Here is a 19,173-nt window from a genome sequence, read left to right as displayed (position 1 = left end):
GGCTGCGAATGATGCCGCCGCATATTCGGGCAACGAAACCGAGACAAGCGGCGCGCCGGCATCGCTCCCTCGCAAAAATGAAACGGGGCGCCGAAGCGCCCCGTCCAAGACCGTTTCAGTTGTCCAGGAAGCTCCGGAGCTTCCGGCTGCGGCTCGGATGCTTGAGCTTGCGCAGCGCCTTCGCCTCGATCTGGCGGATGCGCTCGCGGGTCACGCTGAACTGCTGTCCGACCTCTTCGAGGGTGTGGTCGGTGTTCATGCCGATGCCGAAGCGCATGCGCAGCACGCGCTCCTCGCGCGGGGTGAGCGAGGCGAGCACGCGCGTCGTCGTCTCGCGCAGATTGCTCTGGATCGCCGCGTCGATCGGCAGGATCGCGTTCTTGTCCTCGATGAAGTCGCCGAGATGCGAATCTTCCTCGTCGCCGATCGGCGTCTCCAGCGAGATCGGCTCCTTGGCGATCTTCAGGACCTTGCGCACCTTCTCCAGCGGCATGGCCAGCTTCTCGGCCAGCTCCTCCGGGGTCGGCTCGCGGCCGATCTCGTGCAGCATCTGGCGCGAGGTCCGGACGATCTTGTTGATCGTCTCGATCATGTGCACCGGGATGCGGATCGTGCGGGCCTGGTCGGCGATCGAGCGGGTGATCGCCTGCCGGATCCACCAGGTGGCGTAGGTCGAGAACTTGTAGCCGCGGCGGTACTCGAACTTGTCGACCGCCTTCATCAGGCCGATATTGCCCTCCTGGATCAGGTCGAGGAACTGCAGGCCGCGGTTGGTGTACTTCTTGGCGATCGAGATCACGAGGCGAAGATTGGCCTCGATCATCTCCTTCTTCGCCTGCCTGGCCTCGCGCTCGCCCTTCTGGACCATCAGCACGATCTTGCGGAATTCCTGGATCTCCAGGCCGGTCTCGGAGGCCAGCGTGTGGATGTCCTCGCGCAGATCCTTGATCCGGTCCTTCTCGACCCCGACGAACTCCTTCCAGCCGCGCGAGCCGAGCTTGGAGACGCGCAGCACCCATTTCGGGTCGAGCTCGCCGCCGATGTGCTGGCGCAGGAAGTCCTCGCGCGCGACGCCATAGCTCTCGGCCAGGCGCAGCAAGCGGGTCTCATGCGAGATCAGGCGCTTGTTGATGTCGTAGAGCTGCTCGACCAGCGCCTCGATGCGGTTGTTGTTGAGCGAGAGCGACTTCACCGCGGTGATGATGTCGTCCTTGAGCTTCTTGTACTTGCGGTCCTGCGACGGCGTGAGCTTGGCGTTCTCCAGCCGGTTGGCGATGTCCTGGTCCTGCAGGCGGCGCAGCTTGGTGTAGTTCGAGGCGATCGAGTCGAAGGTCTCGAGCACGCGCGGCTTCAGCTCGGCCTCCATGGCCGAGAGCGAGACATTGTTCTCGATGTCGTCGTCGTCGCTTTCCGGCGGCTGCTCGCCCTCGGCGCCGAAGGCAGGCGCCTCTTCGCCGCCCTCGCCCTCTTCGCCTTCGCCCGGAATCTGAGACGGATTCTTGCCATCGGGGCCGGCATAGGTCGCTTCGAGATCGATGATGTCGCGCAGGAGGACCTTGCCCTCCATCAGCTCGTCGCGCCAGATGATGATCGCCTGGAAGGTGAGCGGGCTCTCGCAGAGCCCCGCGATCATAGCCTCGCGGCCGGCCTCGATGCGCTTGGCGATGGCGATTTCGCCCTCGCGCGAGAGCAGCTCGACCGAGCCCATCTCGCGCAGATACATGCGGACGGGATCGTCGGTGCGCTCGGTCGGCTCGAGATTGCGCTTGACCTCGACAGGCAAAGCCGAGCGCGACGCGTCGACGAGATCGCCGCCCTCGCTTTCCTCGTCGTCGCCTTCCTTGCCGGCGCGCGCCGCGGCGCGCTCCTCGCCGGAAGCTTCCGGGTCCTCGTTGTCGACGACGTTGATGCCCTGCTCGCTGAGCTGGCCGAGCACGTCCTCGATCTGCTCGGAGGTGAACTCCTCCGAAGGCAGGACCTCGTTCAGCTCGTCATAAGTCACGTAACCACGCTTCTTGGCGAGCTTGATCATCCGCCTTACGGCCTGGTCCGTAAGGTCGAGAAGGGGTCCGTCCGCGCTCGGAGGCGCTTCCGGCGACACCGGCTCGGACTTTTCCCGCTCGCTCGCTTTGGTGGCCATAAATCAGCGCTCCGCCTTCTGAAACGCCGCGACATCGCCTGAGCGATGCCTCGACGCGTGAAAGGGCGCCGCGGCCGAAGGAACGGCCGCGCACCCACCCAAATCATCCCTCACACAGATAGCGCCACTCATCGTTGATGAATCGTGCACCATCTGCCGCCATCACCGGATTTACCGACGAAATGCAACGCGCCGCGCCCGGTCAATCATCGGCGTTGGCCTGCGTGCCCTCGACATCGTCGAGCCGGGCCTTAACGTCCTTCATCCAGGCGAAATTGGCTTCTGTCGCTTCGTCAGCCAATGCGCGTTCGGCTGCCTTAAGCTCGCTATGTAGCGTGCGCGCCCGGCGATGCAAGACGAGAGCTTGATGAATCGAATCAAAAACCGATTCAGGATCAGCGGTTTGGAGAAGCTTCAACCGCTCGGCCGGGCCGGTGACGGCCAGGAGCGCGGCTTGCGCCTCGGCCACACGGGTCTGCTGGAGACGGCGCTGGAAGGCCTCGCGATCGAAATCGCCCTCGCCCGTCGCATCGAGCAGGGCCTGGCGGAAGCGCTCCGCCGCCGGCCCTTCCAGGGCGAGCTCGGCAATGTCGTCGACACAGCGCAGGACGAGGTCGGGATGGCTCGCCAAAGCGAGCAGGACGAAGGCCTCGCGCGGGTTCTCGCGATGCGCCCGCTGCAGCAGGGCCGAACGGGCGAGCTGCGGGCTGGCGCGCAGCGGCAGGTTCAACCGTGCGGCGGCAGCCCCAAAGCCGCTGCGGCCGGCGCCTCGTCCGCCGCCTGAAAATCCGGGGCGCCGCTCATTGCGCGGCGCAGGAGCGGCGGCGGCGAAGAGCTGACCAAGCCGCTCGTCGATTTCGAGCCGGTAATGGCGCCGCGTCGCCTCGTCGCGGATCTGGCCGAGCGGCTCCTTCAGCCGGCGCTCGAAGGCGGCGCGGCGCTCGGGCGTGTCGAGCTGGCTCGCCTCGAACTCGCGGGCCCACAGCATATCGACGAAGGGCTTGGCCGCGCCCAGCACCTCCGCGATCGCCTGCTTGCCGCCGGAGCGGGCGAGATCGTCGGGGTCCTGCCCTTCCGGCAGGAGGGCGAAGGCCAGCGACTTGCCCGGCTCCAGCATGGGCAGCGCGAGGTCGATCGCCCGGCTCGCCGCCTTGCGCCCGGCCTTGTCGCCGTCGAGGCAGATCACCGGCTCGTCGGCCATGCGCCAGAGCAGTCCGAGCTGGTCCTCGGTCAGGGCCGTGCCGAGCGGCGCCACGACCTGCGGGAAGCCCGAAAGCGTCATGGCGATGACGTCGACATAGCCTTCGACGACGATGACCTGGCCGGTGTCGTGCGCGGCTTTCCGGGCATTGTGGTGGTTGAACAGCAGCGCACCCTTGTGGAAGAGCGGCGTTTCCGGCGAATTCAGATACTTGGCCGAGACCTCGGCGCTCATCGCCCGGCCGCCGAAGGCGACGACCCGCCCGCGTGCATCATGGATCGGGAACATGATCCGGTCGCGGAACCGGTCATAGGGCACGGCGATCTCCTCGCCATGGACGAGCAGTCCCGCCTCGATCATCAGCTCCGCGCCGACGCCCTTGCCCGCGAGATGATCGCGCAGCGCGAAGCGGTCATGCGGGGCATAGCCGATACGGAAATGCTCGCGGGCCTTGCCCTCCAGCCCGCGCCCGGCGAGGTAACGCCGCGCGAGGCCGCCACGCTCGGTCTGCAATTCGGCCTCGAAGAACCGGGCCGCGAGCTCCACCACCTCGTGCAGGCCCTTGCGGCGCTCCTCCTGCGCCTGCGATTCGAACGAGGCCTTCGGCAGCGCCACCCCGGCCTCGGAGGCGAGCTTCTCGACGGCCTCGGGGAAGGTCAGGCCTTCCGTCTCCATCACGAATTTGAAGATGTCGCCGTTCTTGCCGGAGGAGAAATCGAAGAACGAGCCCTTCTGGTCGTTGACGAAGAAGGACGGCGTCTTCTCGGCATTGAAGGGCGAAAGCCCCTTCCATTCCCGCCCCGCCTTGGCAAGGCGCACGCGCTTGCCCACGACCGCCGAGACCGGCAGCCGCGCCTTGATCTCCTCAAGGACGGAGGGCGGGAACTTCATGGCTTCCTATGTGGCGATACGGACGATGAAAGCCAGCCCCGGAGCGAAACGCGAGGGGCTTATCGCCTATATCCACAGCCACTGCCCGAAGAAGACAGCAGCTCCCCGGATAGGGAGCTGCACGATGGCCGGCGCTGCCCCCCGGCAGGCACAGAGCCTGCGGGTACGGCTCAGCCGCCGAGCATGCCCTTCACCAGCGGCGAGACCTTGCCGAAATCCATCTGGCCGGCATAGGCGGCACGCAGCGCGCCGATCACCTTGCCCATGTCCTTGACGCCGGCGGCGCCGGTCTCGGCGATCGCCTTCTCGATCGCCGCCTTGACCTCGGCCTCGCCCATCTGCTGCGGCAGATAGGCGCTGATCACCGCGACCTCGGCGCGCTCGCCATCGGCCAGCTCGGGACGGCTATTGGCGTCGTAGATCGCGATCGATTCCTGGCGCTGCTTGATCATCTTCTGCAGCATGGCCAGGATCTCGTCCGGCGAGATCTCGCCCTTGCCGGCGCCGCGCGCCTCGATGTCCTTGTCCTTCAGCGCCGACTGGATCAGGCGGATCGCGGCGACCTTGCCCTTCTCGCCAGCCTTCATCGCGGTCTTCAGGTCGGCGGAGAATTGCTCGCGCAGGGTGGACATGACTCAGCTATCCTCGTCTTCGTTCATTGACGGGGCGCGAGCGGCTCTTTAAGGCTCACGCTCCAGACCGGCGGCACCAAACGGCGCCCTGCCTTCACGATGCCGCGCTTCCGAGCGGCCTGGACGAGACATAGACATGACCGTTGACGAAGGGAACCCCGCCGCGGCGGGCTGGAGCGAGCCGCGCGCGACTGCGGTTCTGGTACTGGCGGACGGGACCGTGCTCGAAGGCTTCGGCCTCGGCGCCATCGGCCGGGCGCCGGGCGAGGTCTGCTTCAACACCGCGATGACGGGCTATCAGGAAATCCTGACCGACCCGTCCTATGCCGGGCAGATCATCACCTTCACCTTTCCCCATATCGGCAATGTCGGCGTCAACGACGACGACACCGAGACGGTGAACGCCTCCTCCTCCTCGGGCGTGCGCGGCGTCGTCCTCCATGCCGCGATCACCGAGCCCTCGAACTGGCGCGCCGGCAAGCATCTCGACGCCTGGCTCAAGGCCCGCAACATCGTCGGCATCTGCGGCGTCGACACCCGCGCCCTGACCGCGCTGATCCGCGACAAGGGCATGCCCAATGCGATCATCGCTCATGATCCCAACGGCGCGTTCGATATCGACGCCCTGAAGCGCGAAGCCGCCGCCTTGCCCGACATGGCCGGTCTCGACCTCGTCCCGCTCGTCGCCGCGACCCAGCGCTATGACTGGGACGAGACGCCCTGGCAGTGGCCGCGCGGCTATGGCAAGCGCGAAAGCGCGGCTCATCGCGTCGTCGCCATCGACTACGGCATCAAGCGCAACATCCTGCGCCTGCTCGCCAAGGCCGGCTGCGAGGTCGAGGTCGTGCCCTCGACGGCGACAGCCCAGCAGATCCTCGATCTCGCCCCCGACGGCGTCTTCCTCTCGAACGGCCCGGGCGACCCGGCCGCGACCGGCGCATATGCTGCTCCGGTGATCCGCGACCTGCTGGAGCAGAAGATCCCGACCTTCGGCATCTGCCTCGGCCATCAGATGCTGGCGCTCGCCATCGGCGGCCAGACCCTGAAGATGAAGCAGGGCCATCACGGCGCCAATCACCCGGTGCAGGACAAGACCACCGGCAAGGTCGAGATCGTCTCGATGAACCATGGCTTCGCAGTCGATCCGGCCTCCCTCCCGAAGAACGCGACCGAAACCCATGTCTCGCTCTTCGACGGCTCCAATTGCGGCATCGCGCTGACAGACCGCCCGGCCTTCAGCGTCCAGTACCACCCGGAGGCTTCGTCCGGTCCCCAGGACAGTCACTACCTCTTCGCGCGTTTCGTCGACATGATGGCAACCGAGAAGGCGAAGAAGGTGATCTGAGGAGAGCGGCGGCCATGATCCACCAGCTGCGCATCTACGAGATCTTCGAGAGCAACAAGGCCGCTTTCCACGCCCGCTTTCGAGATCACGCGATGCGCATCATGGCCCGCCACGGCTTCCGCATCCTGTCGCTCTGGGAAACCAGGAGCGCGACCCGCACCGAGTTCGCCTATATCCTCGCCTGGCCCGATGCGCAGACCAAGGCGGAGCGCTGGGCGAGCTTCAAGGCCGATCCGGAATGGCTCGAGATCAAGCGCGTCAGCGCGATCGAGCATGGCGACCTCGTCGGCGCGATCGAGGACCGCATGCTGACGCCGACCGACTATTCGCCGCAGCTCTGAGTTGACAGGCCTGCGCCGGCGCGCTCTAAGCCCGCCATGGCCATCTCCTGCCTCCTCGCCCGGAACTATTACGCCCCGTCCTCATAAGGCGGTGGCATTCCCATGTCTCAACCGCCGCGCTGGCGGTTGAATTCAGGCAGTCACCCGGCATCGCGGCCTCCCTCAGGAAAACGCGATGCATACCCCCCGCAAGACCGTCACCTCGATCGGCATCATCGGCTTCGGCGCCTTCGGCCGGCTGATGGCGCACCATCTCCAGCCGCATTTCCGGCTGCGCGTCTTCGATCCCGATCAGCCCGCCCAATTCGACGACTCGGGAAAGGGCCTGGTTCCAGGCGACATCGCCGAGATCGGCGCCTGCGACCTCGTCATCCTCGCCGTCCCGGTCGGCGCAGTTCCCTCGGCACTGGCCGTTCTCGCGCCGCATCTGCGGGCCGGCGCGATCGTGCTCGATGTCGGCTCGGTCAAGATCGCTCCCGCCCTCGCAATGCAGGCCGGCCTGCCCGATCATGTCGAGATCGTCGGAACCCATCCCCTGTTCGGGCCGCAGAGCGCGCGCAAGGGCATCCGCGGCCTGAAGATCGCGATCTGCCCGATCCGCGGCCGCAGCGCCGGCAGGATCGCCGCCTTCCTGCGCCGGGTGCTCGGCCTCGACGTGATCATGACCACGCCCGACGCCCTTGACCGCGAGGTCGCGCTCGCCCAGGGGCTGACGCATCTGATCGCCAAGATCCTGGTGCAGATGGAGCCCTTGCCGCGCCGGATGACGACGGCGAGCTTCGACCTGCTGATGCAGGCGACCGAGATGGTCCGCTACGATGCGCCGAACGTCTTCCTCGCGATCGAACGCGGCAACCCGCATGCGCGCGCCGTCCGCGACCGCTTCTTCGCGCTCGCCGAGGAGATGCGGCTGCACCTCGACGACGCCCCCCGGCAGGCGCTCGAGGTCGCGAAGGACGAAGCGATGCAGCCAGCCTAGGATCGCTGCACCGCCGGGACCGACAGGGACGGGCCGCCGCCCATCGCCGGAGCGGCTGGAGGATCAGCCGCGCCGGGCCGCCTCGATCGCCGCGACGTCGATCTTGCGCATGCCCATCATCGCCTCGAAGGCGCGCCGCGCCTCCTCGCCGCCGGCCGCCAGCGCTTCGGTCAGCACGCGCGGCGTGATCTGCCAGGAGACGCCCCATTTGTCCTTGCACCAGCCGCAGGCGCTCTCCTGGCCGCCATTGCCGACGATGGCGTTCCAGTAGCGGTCGGTTTCGGCCTGATCATCGGTGGCGATCTGGAACGAAAAGGCTTCGCTGTGCTTGAAGGCCGGGCCGCCATTGAGGCCGAGACAGGGGATGCCGGCGACGGTGAACGCGACGGTGAGAACGTCCCCCTTTTTGCCCGAGGGATAGTCGCTGGGCGCGCGGTGGACGGCAGAGACAGCGCTGTCGGGAAAGGTCTCGGCATAGAAGCGGGCAGCGGCCTCGGCGTCCTTGTCGTACCAGACGCAGATCGTGTTCTTCGCCATGGCGTGTCCTTTCGCTGTGGTGCCAAGCTCCACGCTTTTAGCCGCGCCCATTGTCGTCCGGTGTCAGCTGGATCGCCGCGCGTCCGCCTGGGCGCAACAACGGCGACCTATCTCATTGTCATTGCATTAAAATTCTTCGGAAGATGCATTCCACGTTTCGGTCCGATGCTATCGACTCCTGCACGGCCTCCCTCGTCAGCTGGCGGCTTGTTCACCGTCGCGGAAAACGAGCAACCCACCTCCGAAGCGCCGGGACGCGACGGAACGTCACGGGAGAGGCGCTACGCGACAGTCCTCGCCTCCGGCTTCAGGAAGGTCGCGAGACGAGCGGCCGGCAATCCCGCCTGCTCTGCGATGCGCATAGCCAGCGCCATAGTCGCCGGCCGTGGCTGGCCGAGCGGGCGATCGAGCCAATAGGCAACCGGATTCAACGCGGTGCGCCGGTCGACGGCGACGATCCGGCCGGCATCGAGCTGCTCCTGGGCGAGCGGCGGGCGCGCCAGCGCGATGCCGAGGCCATGGGCGGCGGCATCGAGCACCAAGTTGTAGTCCTCGAAGCGGCGATCCTGTGGCCGCGGGCGATAATCGAGGCCCTGCGCGGCGAACCAGGCCTTCCAGCCGGCTGCATCCGAATCATGGATCAGGGGTTGCACCAGCAGGCGCTCCGCTGGGCCCTCGCCGAACGCGGCGGCCAATGCCGGCGAGGCTACCGGAAAGCACCATTCCTCGAAAAGCTGAACCGAGACGCGGCCTGGCGCCCCGCCGCGCCCGCAGCGCACGCCGAGATCGATCCCCTCCTCCTCGAAATCGACCTTGCGGTGCTCGGCCTGCAGCACGATCCGAAGGGCGGGGTCGCCGGCCTCCAGCCCGCTCAGCCGCGGCATCAGCCAGAGCGCGCAGACCGAGGGCGGCGCGCTGAGCCTGACCACCGCCGCGCCGCGCTGCTCGGTCCAGCGGTCCGACGTGTCGGCGAACAGCGAAAACGCCTCCTGCGTCCGTTGCAGCAACCTTTGCCCTTCAGGCGTCAGTACGACGCCGCGCGCCTGGCGCAGGAAGACGCGCAGGCCGAGCCAGTGCTCGAGCTTCGCCACCTGCCGGCTGACCGCGCCATGTGTCAGGTTCAGCGCCTCCGCCGCGCCGGAAAAGCTGCCGGAGCGCGCCGCCGCCTCGAAGGCGCGCAGCGTATCCAGCGGCGGCAGGTTCGAGCTGTGATCCATGTTCACAGCTCGTCATCGAATTACTCGTTTGTCAATCAGCTCGAGGAGGCGTCTATCGAGGCCTAAGCATCGGCGGTCTCGAAGGCGGTCGATGAGGGCGGAACCAGATCGCTTGGAGACCTCTCATGGCAGACGTCAGCTGCTCCACGACCCCGGCCCGGCACGGCACGGCGATCGATCCCCTGCTGCTCTTCACCATCCCCTTCACCGTGGTCGCCTGGGCTTCCTCCTTCCCGGCGATCCGGGCGGGGCTTTCCGGCTTCGGCCCGCTCGAAATGGCGGCGCTGCGCTTTGCCCTCGCCGGCGTGCCGGCCGCACTCTTCCTGGCCCTGACCCGCGCCACCCTGCCCGCCGGCACGGACATCTGGCGCCTTCTCACCGGCGGCATCGTCTTCATCGCGCTCTATGCGATCCTGCTCAATCTCGGCCAGCGCGTCGTGCCGGCGGGCGCCGCGAGCTTCATCATCAACACCAACCCGATCATGACCGCCGCGCTCGCCATGTTGATCCTGAACGAGCGCTTCAGCCTCGTCGCCTGGCTCGGCACCGCCCTCTCCTTCGCCGGCATCGGCGTGATCGCGCTCAGCAACGGGCTCGACCTGAACATCGGCGTCAGCGTCCTGCTGATCCTCGGCGCCGCCTTCTGCAATGCGATCTCGACCGTGGTGCAGAAGCCGCTCTTCGCCCGCCACAAGCCACTCTCGGTCGCCGCCTGGAACATGGCGATCGGCGGGCTGGCGCTCTCGCCCTTCCTGCCCGGCGCGCTGGAGCAGGTCCCGGCTGCGCCTGCCCAGGCGCTCTGGTCCGTGGTCTATCTCGCGGTCGTGCCGAGCCTGATCGCCTACGGCACCTGGGCGATCACGCTCTCGCGCCTGCCCGCCGCCCGCGCCTCTAACTTCCAGTATGGCGTGCCGCCGACCGCGATGCTGATCAGCTTCCTCTGGCTCGGCGAGGTGCCGACCGCGCTTGGCATCCTCGGCGGGGCGATGGCGCTGGCCGGCGTCGTGATCGTCAACCTCAGGCGCTGAGGCGAGGCAGAGCCCCCGGTCACTTGCCGCAGACGAATTGCCGGGCCTTGGCGAACCCCTCGATCGGAAAGCGCAGGCAGCGCGAGCCTGCCGCTTCGGCCGTCGGACAGAGATTGATCGTCGTGGCATTGCGAGGCGGCATCGGCAGCGCGACATACCAGGGCGCATAGCCATTGTCCGCGAAGGTCGAGACGGCCGAGAGGCCGTCATAGGACACGAATATCTTCTTGGTGTCCGAACCGCCTGACAGCTTCTCGACATTGAGCGTCGGATCGTCGTCGAAACGTCCCTCGATCGCGTTCTTGTTGCATTTTGTCAGCACGAAACTGCTGTTCCGACCCGCCTTGGCGCGCACATGCGCAACCCTGGGAGGCTTCTTCAGGCCGAGCTCCTCCTGGGTATCCTTGTCGACGCCGAGAACCCATTCGGCCGGTCTTTGCTGCGCGAAGCCGGTATCCGAAAGGAGCAGGATACTCGCGGCACCGAGCAGGCTTCCGGCGACCAGTCTCATCTTCATCACCGCACAGGATCTGTAAGCTGAAAGAGCGGCAGGCGTGGCCAGAATAGCCGATTTTCACGGCATTGATCAGGGACAGAGGCTGATATTCTGGCGTACCTCCGCGCTCGCCTCCCACCTGCGGCGAAAGATGCTGGAGGAAAGTTCGGCAGCTGCCTGCCGCAGGGCCGGAGGCAGGCCGAATTCGGGCCGGCGGCGATCGCGATACTCATGTGACGCAGGTTCATCTGCGCGGCACCTTGCGTCGGCAACGCACCCTGCACCGGGCACGGCCTCAGAAGCCGCGCTGCTCCAGTTCCTGCTCCGCCTCGGTGACGTAGTCGCGGATCACCGGAACGGCGCTCTTGTGCTGGCCGAGCAGGAGCTGGAAGACCATGTCGCCGCCGATATCGAAGGAGATCGAGCAGGCGGACAGGTAGAATTCCCACATCCGCGCGAAACGCTCGCCCAGCATCACGACGACCTCGTCGCGCTGCGCCATGAAGCGCTCGCGCCAGGCCTCCAGCGTCCAGTGGTAATGCCGGCGCCAGAACTCGCAGTCGGAATGCCACAAGCCCGTCTGCTCGACCGCGGCGAAGACCTCGGACAGCGCCGGAGCATAGCCGCCGGGGAAGATGTACTTGTCGAAGAACGGGCCGGTGAAGCCGGGCGGCCCGACCCGGCCGATGCAGTGCACGAGCGCGATCCCGTCCGGCGCCAGCAGATCACGGATCTTCTCGAAATATTCGAGATAATGCGCGACGCCGACATGCTCCATCATGCCGACCGAGACGATCCGGTCGAAACTGCCGGTGAGCTCGCGATAATCCTTGTTGATGAAGCTGACGGCATCGCCGACGCCGGCCGCCTCCGCTCGCTTCTGCGCCGCCGCCATCTGGTCCGGCGAAACATTGAGGCCGGTGACCTGCGCCCCACAGGCCTTGGCGAGATAGATCGCCAGCTCGCCCCAGCCCGAGCCGATATCGAGCACCCGCATGCCCGGCTCGATCCGGAGCTTGGCCGCGAGATGGCGCAGCTTCGCCTTCTGCGCCGCCTCGAGCCCGACCTCGGGGCTGTGCCAGTAGGCACAGGAATAGGTCATCGTCTCGTCGAGCCAGAGCCGATAGAAATCGGTCGGGATGTCGTAGTGGTGCTTGACCTTCTTGCCGGCGATGCCGAGCGGATTGTGCATCCGGAAGCGCCGGATCTTGAAGCGGACCTTGCGGATCACCTGCTGCAGCGGGTGCTTGCGCAGTTCCTTGCGCTGCAGCCAGAACAGCGAAAGCAGGTCGTGGATCGAGGAGCCGTCCTCGAAATTGACGCGCCCGTCCATATAGCCCTCGGCCAATGCGAGCTCGGGATTGAGGAAGATCTCGCGCTCGATCTTGTCGTCCGAGAAACGCACGGTGACGTCGGGGGCGATCTTGTTCTGGCCGGCGAAGCTGATCGGCCCCGGACCGGGACCGAAGACATGGCGCTTATTGTCGGGTGTGATGACGGTGAGGCGGCCCTGGCGGACGAAGCGCTTCAGAAGCTTAGGCAGCAGCAGCATGGTCCCCCCGGCGCATGAACGGCTCCGGAAAGGCTAGGGTCTCGCCGGCCGGAGCGCAAACCGTTTGGCCGCGCCTGCGGCCGTTTCGGTCGGGCGCATTACTTTTCCGCGCCGGCGAAACCCGAGTTGCCCCGGTTCCGCGCGCTTGCGAAACAGGTTAGGGCTAACCGGAAAGGCGCCTTTCCGCGCCGGTGCGAAACGGAAAAGGCCCGATGTCCTGGCGCGACTTCTGGAATGGCGAGCACGCGATCTACGTCTCGGAGCGCCACAAGGCCCTGCATTACCGGCGCATCGCTCAGGACATCGCCGCCGCCGTGCCGGACAAGGACGCTGCCGTGCTCGATGTCGGCTGCGGCGAAGCGCTCTCGGCCGATCTCGTCGCCGCCGCCTCAGGCAAGCTGATCCTGTGCGAGGCGGCCCCGACCGTACGCGATAAGCTGAAAGCCCGTTTCGGCACCCTCGCCAACCTCTCCGTCGTGTCGCCGGAAGAGGTCGAGGCGCTGCCGGACGGGTCGCTCGACCTCGTCGTCGCCAATTCGCTGATCCAGTATCTGAGCGATGTCGAGCTGAAGCGGGCGCTCGCCACCTGGCTCGCAAAGCTGAAGCCCGGCGGCGAACTCATCCTTGCCGATGTGATTCCACCGGATCTTTCACCTTTGACGGATGCGAGCGAACTGCTCGGCTTCGCCTGGCGCGGCGGCTTCTTCATCGCTGCGCTCGGCGGCCTCGTCCGCACGCTCTTCTCGGACTATCGCAAGCTGCGCGCCCAGTGTGGCCTGTCGACCTACAGCGCCGTCGGCCTCACCGCCTTGGTCAAAGCGGCCGGCTTCGAAGGCGTCACACGCCGCAGCAATTTCGGCCATAATCCGCACCGCATGGCCTTTTCCGCGCGCCGGCCGCTCACGGTCCCGGACCTTGTCCTGGATGAAGGCGCCAATAGCTGATCACGCCCCTTCGCGATCGGCGAAGGAGAAGAATTTGTGCCCGGCGAAGGTGAAGATCATCACGACCAGCGTCGTCACCACCTGCATCGGCAGATAGGGCAGACCGGCGACCTTGACGAAGAGGTGCATCAGCACGCCGGTGAGCAGGAAGCCGCCGAAGGCGATCAGGCCGAAGCGCCAGCTCGCCTCGCCATGGGTCCGCGTCGCCTCGAAGGTCAGCCAGCGGTTCAGCGCGTAAGAGACGAAGCCACCGAGTACGAAACCGGCAAGCGACGCCAATACGGGATCGGCTCCGCCGAGCTCGACCAGACCGATCAGCGAGCCGTAATGCGCAACCGCCGCCATCACGCCCGAAAAGGCATAGGCGATGACCTGGCGCGTATGGCGAGGAAGACGGTTCAGCATCCGGGATGCCTATACCCCGGATGCTGAACGGAAGCCTACGGCCAATCACCCCGCATCGCTGCCGGCGAGATTGGCCGGCTTGCCCTCGACCGGCAGGTCGAGCCCCTGCTTCAGCGAATCCAGGCTGTATTCGCGGATCCGGCCGTTCAGGGGATCGCTGACGAAGGCATTGCCGCCGATCACCGCCAGCGACGGTGTCGGCGTCCGCGCGCCATACTGGCAGTCGAAGGCCGGCACTGCCTCGAAGCTGGCGAGTTCCTTCCAGGCGGGCGCGATCTCGTAGATGCGCAGCTTGCCGTCCGGCGTCAGATTGGCGAGGCGCCTGCCATTGCCGGACAACTCGAACTGGCAGGCCGGCTGACCGCCCGGCACAGGCAGGACATCGCTCGCCGACAGCGACTGCGCGGCAGGATCGACCCGCAGCAGCGCGTCATAGGGCGCAGCCTTGCCGTAATTGGCGACCATGAACTTCGCGCCGGCCCGGGCCTTGATCGCGCTGATCCGGCGATCGTCGGGATAGGCGAGCTTGCGCGCGCTGAAGCGGCCCTTGTCCTGCGACAACACCAACATGCCGCCGCCCTCGCCCTCGGCGCAGCCGAAGACATGGCGCCCGCCGGCCGCGGCATGGCCGTGATAGAGCTTGCAGGAGGCGTCGGCCTTCGCGGGATCGTTGAAGGAGGCGAGCCGGCGCCAGGTGCCCTTATCCTGCTGCTGGATTTCGAAACCGTCCGGCCGCGAGGAGGCCTTGCGGTCGTCGCCCCTGACATAGGCGGGGTTCGGCACCGAAGTCAGCCAGCGCTGCGCGCCGAGCGGCACGACGATGCCGTGCTGCGGGCCGGGACTCGGCCATTCCGTCACGGCGGGCCCGGCCTTGCCGAGATCGTCGATCGCGACCAGCAAGGCCTTGGCGCTGCTCTTGCCCTCCCAGGGGCGGATGCCGTCGAAGAAGACCGCGAGCTGGCCATGACCGGAAATCACATGGGCAGGCCGCTCGCCTGTGAGCACGAGATCGGTCAGCCGCACCGGCCCCTTCTCGACATCGACATGGTCGCCATGGGTCTCGTAGCTCAGCCCGCTGTCGAGGATGCGGACCGTGCCGGCCTCGTCGCCGGTCTTGATCGCGACGAAGCGCCCGCCCTCGATGCCGGCAAAGCCCGGATTGGCCTTCGGCACCGCGAAACTATGGGTGACCTCGCCGCTGTCGAGATCGAGCACGCGGACCACCGGCTTCTCATGGTCGGCGAAGACCAGGCGGCCGCGCAGCACCGCATGGTCATGGGCGAAGGTGGATTGGCTCGCGCAGGCGGCCGACAGAAGCAGGGCCGCTCTCAGGGCGGGTAGACGCATCGAAATATCTCCAGGGGAAAGGGCCGCACGCCGCGGCCGGAAACGGGGAAGTCGGATGTCAGGCGGCTTCGGCCCGGCGCCAGGCCGGGAGCGGGTCGGGCAAATCGCGATAGCGCTCGGGTTTGAAGGCGATGGTCGGCACCTCGCCGATCAGGCAGACATCCAGCGCGGCGCGGATCGCCCGCTCGTCCAGCCCCGTGCCGATGAAGACCAGCTCCTGCCGCCGGTCGCCCCAGACCGAATGCCAGTGCCGATTGAGGATCGCCTTCCACTCTGGATGGTCGGGCCAACGCGAACGCGGGACCGCAGCCCACCAGAAACCCATCGCCTCGGTCCGGCAGATCGCGCCGGCGAGCGACATCTCGCCGACCCATTCAGGCCGCGTCGCCAGCCAGAAATGGCCCTTGGCGCGGATCAGCCCCGGCCAGCTCCGAGCGAGGAAGGCATTGAATTTTTCGGGGTGGAAGGGCCGGCGCGCCCGATAGACGAAGGAGGAAATGCCGTATTCCTCGGTCTCCGGCACATGGTCCTTGAAGCCGTAGAGCTCCTTGTGCCAGAGCGGGTGCTCCTGCGCCTTGTCGTGATCGAACAGCCCGGTGTCGAGGACAGCATCGAGCGGCACCCGGCCGAAATCGGCCTCGACCAGCCTTGCATCGGGATTGAGTGCCCGCACCACCAGCCGCGCCTGCTCGAGCAGCTCCGGTCCGGCATCGGCCGCTTTGTTGAGCACGACGACATCGGCGAACTCGATCTGCTCGACCAGGAGATCGACCAGAGTCCGCTCGTCGCCTTCCCCCGCCGTCTCGCCGCGCTCGCGCAGGAAGTCGCGCGAGCCGTAGTCTTTCAGCAGGTTCACCGCGTCGACCACGGTCACCATCGTGTCGAGCCGGGCGAGATCGGAAAGCGAGAAGCCGTCCTCGTCGCGGAATTCGAAGGTCGCGGCGATCGGCAAGGGCTCGGCGATGCCGGTCCCCTCGATCAGGAGATAGTCGAAGCGCCCATCGCGGGCGAGCCGGCCGACCTCGGCGAGGAGATCGTCGCGCAAGGTGCAGCAGATGCAGCCATTGCTCATCTCGACCAGTTTCTCGTCGGTGCGCGAGAGATCGCCGCCGCCAGCACGCACGAGGTCGGCGTCGATGTTCACCTCGCTCATGTCGTTGACGATGACCGCGACCCGGCGGCCCTCGCGGTTGTTGAGGACGTGGTTGAGCAGCGTCGTCTTTCCGGCGCCGAGAAAGCCGGAGAGCACGGTGACCGGAAGGCGGGTATCCATCTCGGAACTCATATTTTGTTACGTTGTAACATTTCATATCGAGAGTGATCGGGAGACGCAAGGCGGTCTGCGACGGTCTCCAAACTCAGGCCTCATCCTGAAGGGCCGCGCAGCGGCGTCTCGAAGGATGCTCCTGCTATCGCCAGAGCCTCCTGAGGCATCCTTCGAGACGCACTCCTGCGGAGCGCTGATGAGGATGGGGGCTTGGGAAATTGTCTCGCCTCGCTAAGCTAACCTCTTCATGCCGATGAAGGAGCCAGCACCATGATCGAGATCGACCTCCTGGTGCGCGCCGAATTCCTGTACCCGGTCAGCCCCGGAATGCCGGTGATCCCGGATGGCGAGGTCGCGATCTCAGGCGGGCGCATCCTCCATGCCGGCCCGCGTCAGCCGGAGGGACATTGGGCACCCGCCCGCACGCTGGACGGCGCCGGGCGGGCGGTCCTGCCCGGCTTCGTCAACTGCCATTCGCACGCCGCTTCGCTGGTCTTCCGCAGCCAGACCGACGACCACGCCGCCAAGGCGGCGCTGCTCGAAGTCGCGTTCCGGATGGAGAAGGACATCACGGATGACGAATGGGCGTTGTTGGCGGAGGCCGGCTGCGCCGACATGCTCCAGTCCGGCATCACCACCATCAACGACATCTGGTACGCGCCGCACCGGCTCGCCGGGACGGTAGAAGCCTGCGGCCTGCGTGCCCAGATCGCCCACAAGGTCTTCGATGTCCGCCTGCACGAACTCTGGCGCGGCGACTACACGCATCATCCTGATATCGGCGAGGAGCGCCTGCGCGACGGTGTCGCCTTCGCCGAACGCTGGCACGGCGCCGCCAATGGCCGCATCACCGCGCGCATCGGGACGCACGCCACCGACACCTGTTCGCCCGAACTGCTCAAGACGGCCCGCGCCGAGGCGAACCGGCTCGGCATCGGCATGCATATCCATGCCGCCCAGAGCGCCGGCGAGGCCGAGCAGATCAAGGCGACCCATGGCTGCGGCCCCGTCGAATTCCTCAGGGATGTCGGCATGCTCGGCCCGGATGTCGTGCTCGCCCATCTCGTCTTCGCTAAGGATGGCGATCTCGACGCCGTCCAGGAGAGCGGCGCAGCCTATGCGCATTGCCCGACGATCTATCCGCGCCGCGGCCGCTATCCGCCGCTGGAAGACATCATGGCGCGCGGCATCCCCACCGGCTTCGCCACGGACTGGATGCTGAACGACCCGTTCGAGGGCATGCGCAACGCCCTCAACGCCATGCGGCTGCGCCTCGGCAGCCCGACCGCCCTCACCTGCGCGCAGGCACTGGAGCTGCACACGATCGGCGCCGCCCGCGTCATGGGGCAGGCGGGCGAGATCGGCTCGCTGGAAGCCGGCAAGAAGGCCGATCTGATCATGGTCGACATCGACCGCCCGCATCTCCAGCCTTATTACGGCGACTACGCCGCGCTGGTCTATTACGCGAGGGCAAGCGACGTGGTGACCAGCATCGTCGACGGGGCGATCGTCATGGAGGATGGCCGTCCGACCCGCCTCGACCGCGAACGGACGATGGCACGCATCAAGGAGAAGGTCCCGGGCTGGCGCGGCAGGCTCGCGGCACTGGGCAGCCGGGCGGTGTTCGGTCCGGGCTGCCCCTGTTGCGCTTAGGAGAGCTGTCCTGCGTCCTATGCCCTGACCTCGAACACCATGTTGAACGGCGTCTCGGTGGCGCGGCGGAAACGCGAGAAACCGGCATCGAGCGCGACCTTGCGCAAGCGCATCTCGCCGGCCTGGGCGCCGAGCCCGAGCCCGACCTCCTGCGACAGCGAGGCCGGGGTGCAGATCATCGTCGACGCCCCGTAGAAGATCCGGCCGACCGGGTTGAGATTGTCCTTGAGCTGGTCATGGGCGAAAGGCTCGACGATCATCCAGGTCCCGTCATCGGCGAGCGTCTCCCTGACATGGCGGCCGGCACCGACGGGGTCGCCCATGTCGTGCAGGCAATCGAACATCGCGACGAGATCGTATTTCTTCGCCGGGAAATCCTTGGCCGAGGCCTGTTCGAAGACGATCCGGTCTCCGACGCCGGCCTTGTCGGCCGCCTCGCGCGCCTTCTCGATCGAAGGCCCGTGATAGTCGAAGGCGAAGAAGCGCGATTTCGGATAGGCCTGCGCCATCAGGATGGTCGAGGCGCCGTGGCCGCAGCCGACATCGGCGACGACCGCGCCCTTCTCCAGCTTCGCCTCGACACCGTCGAGCGCCGGGATCCAGCTCGTCTTCAGATTGGCGTTGTAGCCCGGCCGGAAGAAGCGCTCGGTGCCGCGGAACAGGCATTTGCTGTGCTCGTGCCAGCCCAGGCCCTGACCGGTCCGGAAGGCCTGCTCGACCTTGGGCTCGTCGACCCACATGGATTGAACGACCTCGAACGCCCCGGCGAAGAAGGCCGGGCTGCTCTCCTCGGCGAAGGCCATCGCCTGCTCCGGCGACAGGCTGAAGCGATCCGTCTTCTCGTCATATTGCACGTATTCCGCCGCCGCCTGGGCCGAGAGCCATTCACGGACATAGCGTTCCTTGACGCCGGTACGGCTGGCAAGGTCGGCAGCGGTGACCGGCTTGCCGTCGCCCATCGCCTTGTAGAGGCCGAGTTGGTCTCCCAGCACGATCAGGGAGCCGGTGACGCAGGCGCCGACGTCCCCGACGAGGCGTCCCACCAGGGCATCGAGCTTTTGCGGATCTGGTTGACGCATGACCAAGCTCCTCTGGTTGGGGCGTGGCCGGAACTCTCGCGAACCGGCTCGACGCCATCGCGGAAGCGGCGATGCTATACCCGCGCCGCCCACCCGGAAAGCGCCAAGACGGGCGATGG

The 19,173-nt window shown here is 66.7% G+C and carries 17 protein-coding genes; 6 read left to right on the top strand and 11 right to left on the bottom strand.

All coding sequences use genetic code 11. The features are described 5' to 3' along the window. Window positions 1–115: 115 nt before the first annotated feature. From rpoD to J0J10_RS25015, 3 genes are all read right to left on the bottom strand, one after another. On the bottom strand, window positions 116–2,140 hold the full coding sequence (rpoD, locus tag J0J10_RS25025) for an RNA polymerase sigma factor RpoD (protein WP_291636280.1): 2,025 nt from the start codon (window positions 2,138–2,140) through the stop codon (window positions 116–118). A gap of 202 nt (window positions 2,141–2,342) precedes the next feature. After that, the gene (gene dnaG, locus J0J10_RS25020) at window positions 2,343–4,232 is read right to left on the bottom strand and encodes a DNA primase (RefSeq protein WP_291650111.1); all 1,890 of its coding nucleotides are present in this window, start codon (window positions 4,230–4,232) and stop codon (window positions 2,343–2,345) included. A 170-nt stretch (window positions 4,233–4,402) separates the two neighbouring features. Further along, window positions 4,403–4,864, bottom strand: coding sequence for a GatB/YqeY domain-containing protein (locus J0J10_RS25015; protein ID WP_291650109.1), 462 nt, complete (start codon window positions 4,862–4,864; stop codon window positions 4,403–4,405). Window positions 4,865–5,000: 136 nt separating this feature from the next. Here J0J10_RS25015 and carA point away from each other — a divergent pair, with 136 nt between their 5' ends. The 3 genes from carA (at window position 5,001) to J0J10_RS25000 (ending at window position 7,529) form a co-directional block, all read left to right on the top strand. Continuing rightward, complete coding sequence (gene carA / locus J0J10_RS25010; RefSeq protein ID WP_291650107.1) at window positions 5,001–6,209, top strand: glutamine-hydrolyzing carbamoyl-phosphate synthase small subunit; 1,209 nt, start codon at window positions 5,001–5,003, stop codon at window positions 6,207–6,209. A 14-nt stretch (window positions 6,210–6,223) separates the two neighbouring features. Then, the gene (locus J0J10_RS25005) at window positions 6,224–6,550 is read left to right on the top strand and encodes an NIPSNAP family protein (RefSeq protein WP_291636272.1); all 327 of its coding nucleotides are present in this window, start codon (window positions 6,224–6,226) and stop codon (window positions 6,548–6,550) included. Between the two features lie 175 nt (window positions 6,551–6,725). Further along, entirely contained in the window at window positions 6,726–7,529 is an 804-nt protein-coding gene (locus J0J10_RS25000) for a prephenate dehydrogenase (RefSeq protein WP_291650106.1), read from the top strand. 63 nt (window positions 7,530–7,592) lie between these two features. Here J0J10_RS25000 and J0J10_RS24995 read toward each other — a convergent pair whose 3' ends face one another. Both J0J10_RS24995 and J0J10_RS24990 read right to left on the bottom strand, forming a co-directional pair. After that, window positions 7,593–8,066: a VOC family protein gene (locus J0J10_RS24995; protein WP_291650104.1), complete on the bottom strand. Its 474-nt coding sequence runs from the start codon at window positions 8,064–8,066 to the stop codon at window positions 7,593–7,595. 281 nt (window positions 8,067–8,347) lie between these two features. Next, on the bottom strand, window positions 8,348–9,283 hold the full coding sequence (locus J0J10_RS24990; RefSeq protein ID WP_291650102.1) for a LysR family transcriptional regulator: 936 nt from the start codon (window positions 9,281–9,283) through the stop codon (window positions 8,348–8,350). Window positions 9,284–9,408: 125 nt separating this feature from the next. On the opposite strand from J0J10_RS24990, the gene J0J10_RS24985 reads away from it, so the two are divergent. Next, the gene (locus tag J0J10_RS24985) at window positions 9,409–10,311 is read left to right on the top strand and encodes a DMT family transporter (RefSeq protein WP_291650100.1); all 903 of its coding nucleotides are present in this window, start codon (window positions 9,409–9,411) and stop codon (window positions 10,309–10,311) included. 19 nt (window positions 10,312–10,330) lie between these two features. Here the strand turns inward: J0J10_RS24985 and J0J10_RS24980 are convergent, their stop codons facing one another. Then, window positions 10,331–10,822, bottom strand: a complete 492-nt coding sequence (locus J0J10_RS24980; protein WP_291650099.1) for a hypothetical protein — start codon at window positions 10,820–10,822, stop codon at window positions 10,331–10,333. 280 nt (window positions 10,823–11,102) lie between these two features. After that, window positions 11,103–12,359 (bottom strand): SAM-dependent methyltransferase, encoded by a 1,257-nt coding sequence (locus J0J10_RS24975; protein WP_291650097.1) that lies wholly within the window; start codon window positions 12,357–12,359, stop codon window positions 11,103–11,105. A gap of 212 nt (window positions 12,360–12,571) precedes the next feature. Here J0J10_RS24975 and J0J10_RS24970 point away from each other — a divergent pair, with 212 nt between their 5' ends. Then, the gene (locus tag J0J10_RS24970) at window positions 12,572–13,303 is read left to right on the top strand and encodes a class I SAM-dependent methyltransferase (protein WP_291650095.1); all 732 of its coding nucleotides are present in this window, start codon (window positions 12,572–12,574) and stop codon (window positions 13,301–13,303) included. On the opposite strand, the gene J0J10_RS24965 is transcribed toward J0J10_RS24970, so the two are convergent. The 3 genes from J0J10_RS24965 to zigA are packed head-to-tail and all read right to left on the bottom strand — an operon-like array spanning window position 13,304 to window position 16,328. Continuing rightward, window positions 13,304–13,708 (bottom strand): GtrA family protein, encoded by a 405-nt coding sequence (locus J0J10_RS24965; RefSeq protein ID WP_291650093.1) that lies wholly within the window; start codon window positions 13,706–13,708, stop codon window positions 13,304–13,306. A gap of 45 nt (window positions 13,709–13,753) precedes the next feature. Continuing rightward, the gene (locus J0J10_RS24960; RefSeq protein ID WP_291650091.1) at window positions 13,754–15,055 is read right to left on the bottom strand and encodes a hypothetical protein; all 1,302 of its coding nucleotides are present in this window, start codon (window positions 15,053–15,055) and stop codon (window positions 13,754–13,756) included. A 58-nt stretch (window positions 15,056–15,113) separates the two neighbouring features. Beyond that, window positions 15,114–16,328, bottom strand: a complete 1,215-nt coding sequence (gene zigA / locus J0J10_RS24955; protein ID WP_291650089.1) for a zinc metallochaperone GTPase ZigA — start codon at window positions 16,326–16,328, stop codon at window positions 15,114–15,116. 264 nt (window positions 16,329–16,592) lie between these two features. On the opposite strand from zigA, the gene J0J10_RS24950 reads away from it, so the two are divergent. Then, complete coding sequence (locus J0J10_RS24950; protein WP_291650087.1) at window positions 16,593–17,975, top strand: amidohydrolase family protein; 1,383 nt, start codon at window positions 16,593–16,595, stop codon at window positions 17,973–17,975. A gap of 17 nt (window positions 17,976–17,992) precedes the next feature. Here the strand turns inward: J0J10_RS24950 and J0J10_RS24945 are convergent, their stop codons facing one another. Beyond that, window positions 17,993–19,054 (bottom strand): class I SAM-dependent methyltransferase, encoded by a 1,062-nt coding sequence (locus J0J10_RS24945; protein WP_291650085.1) that lies wholly within the window; start codon window positions 19,052–19,054, stop codon window positions 17,993–17,995. Window positions 19,055–19,173 lie beyond the last annotated feature (119 nt).

Source organism: Allobosea sp. (assembly GCF_017308075.1).
Lineage (GTDB): Bacteria > Pseudomonadota > Alphaproteobacteria > Rhizobiales > Beijerinckiaceae > Allobosea.
Note: the sequence above shows the minus strand (reverse complement) of the source record. Positions and strands in the feature narration are given on the sequence as shown.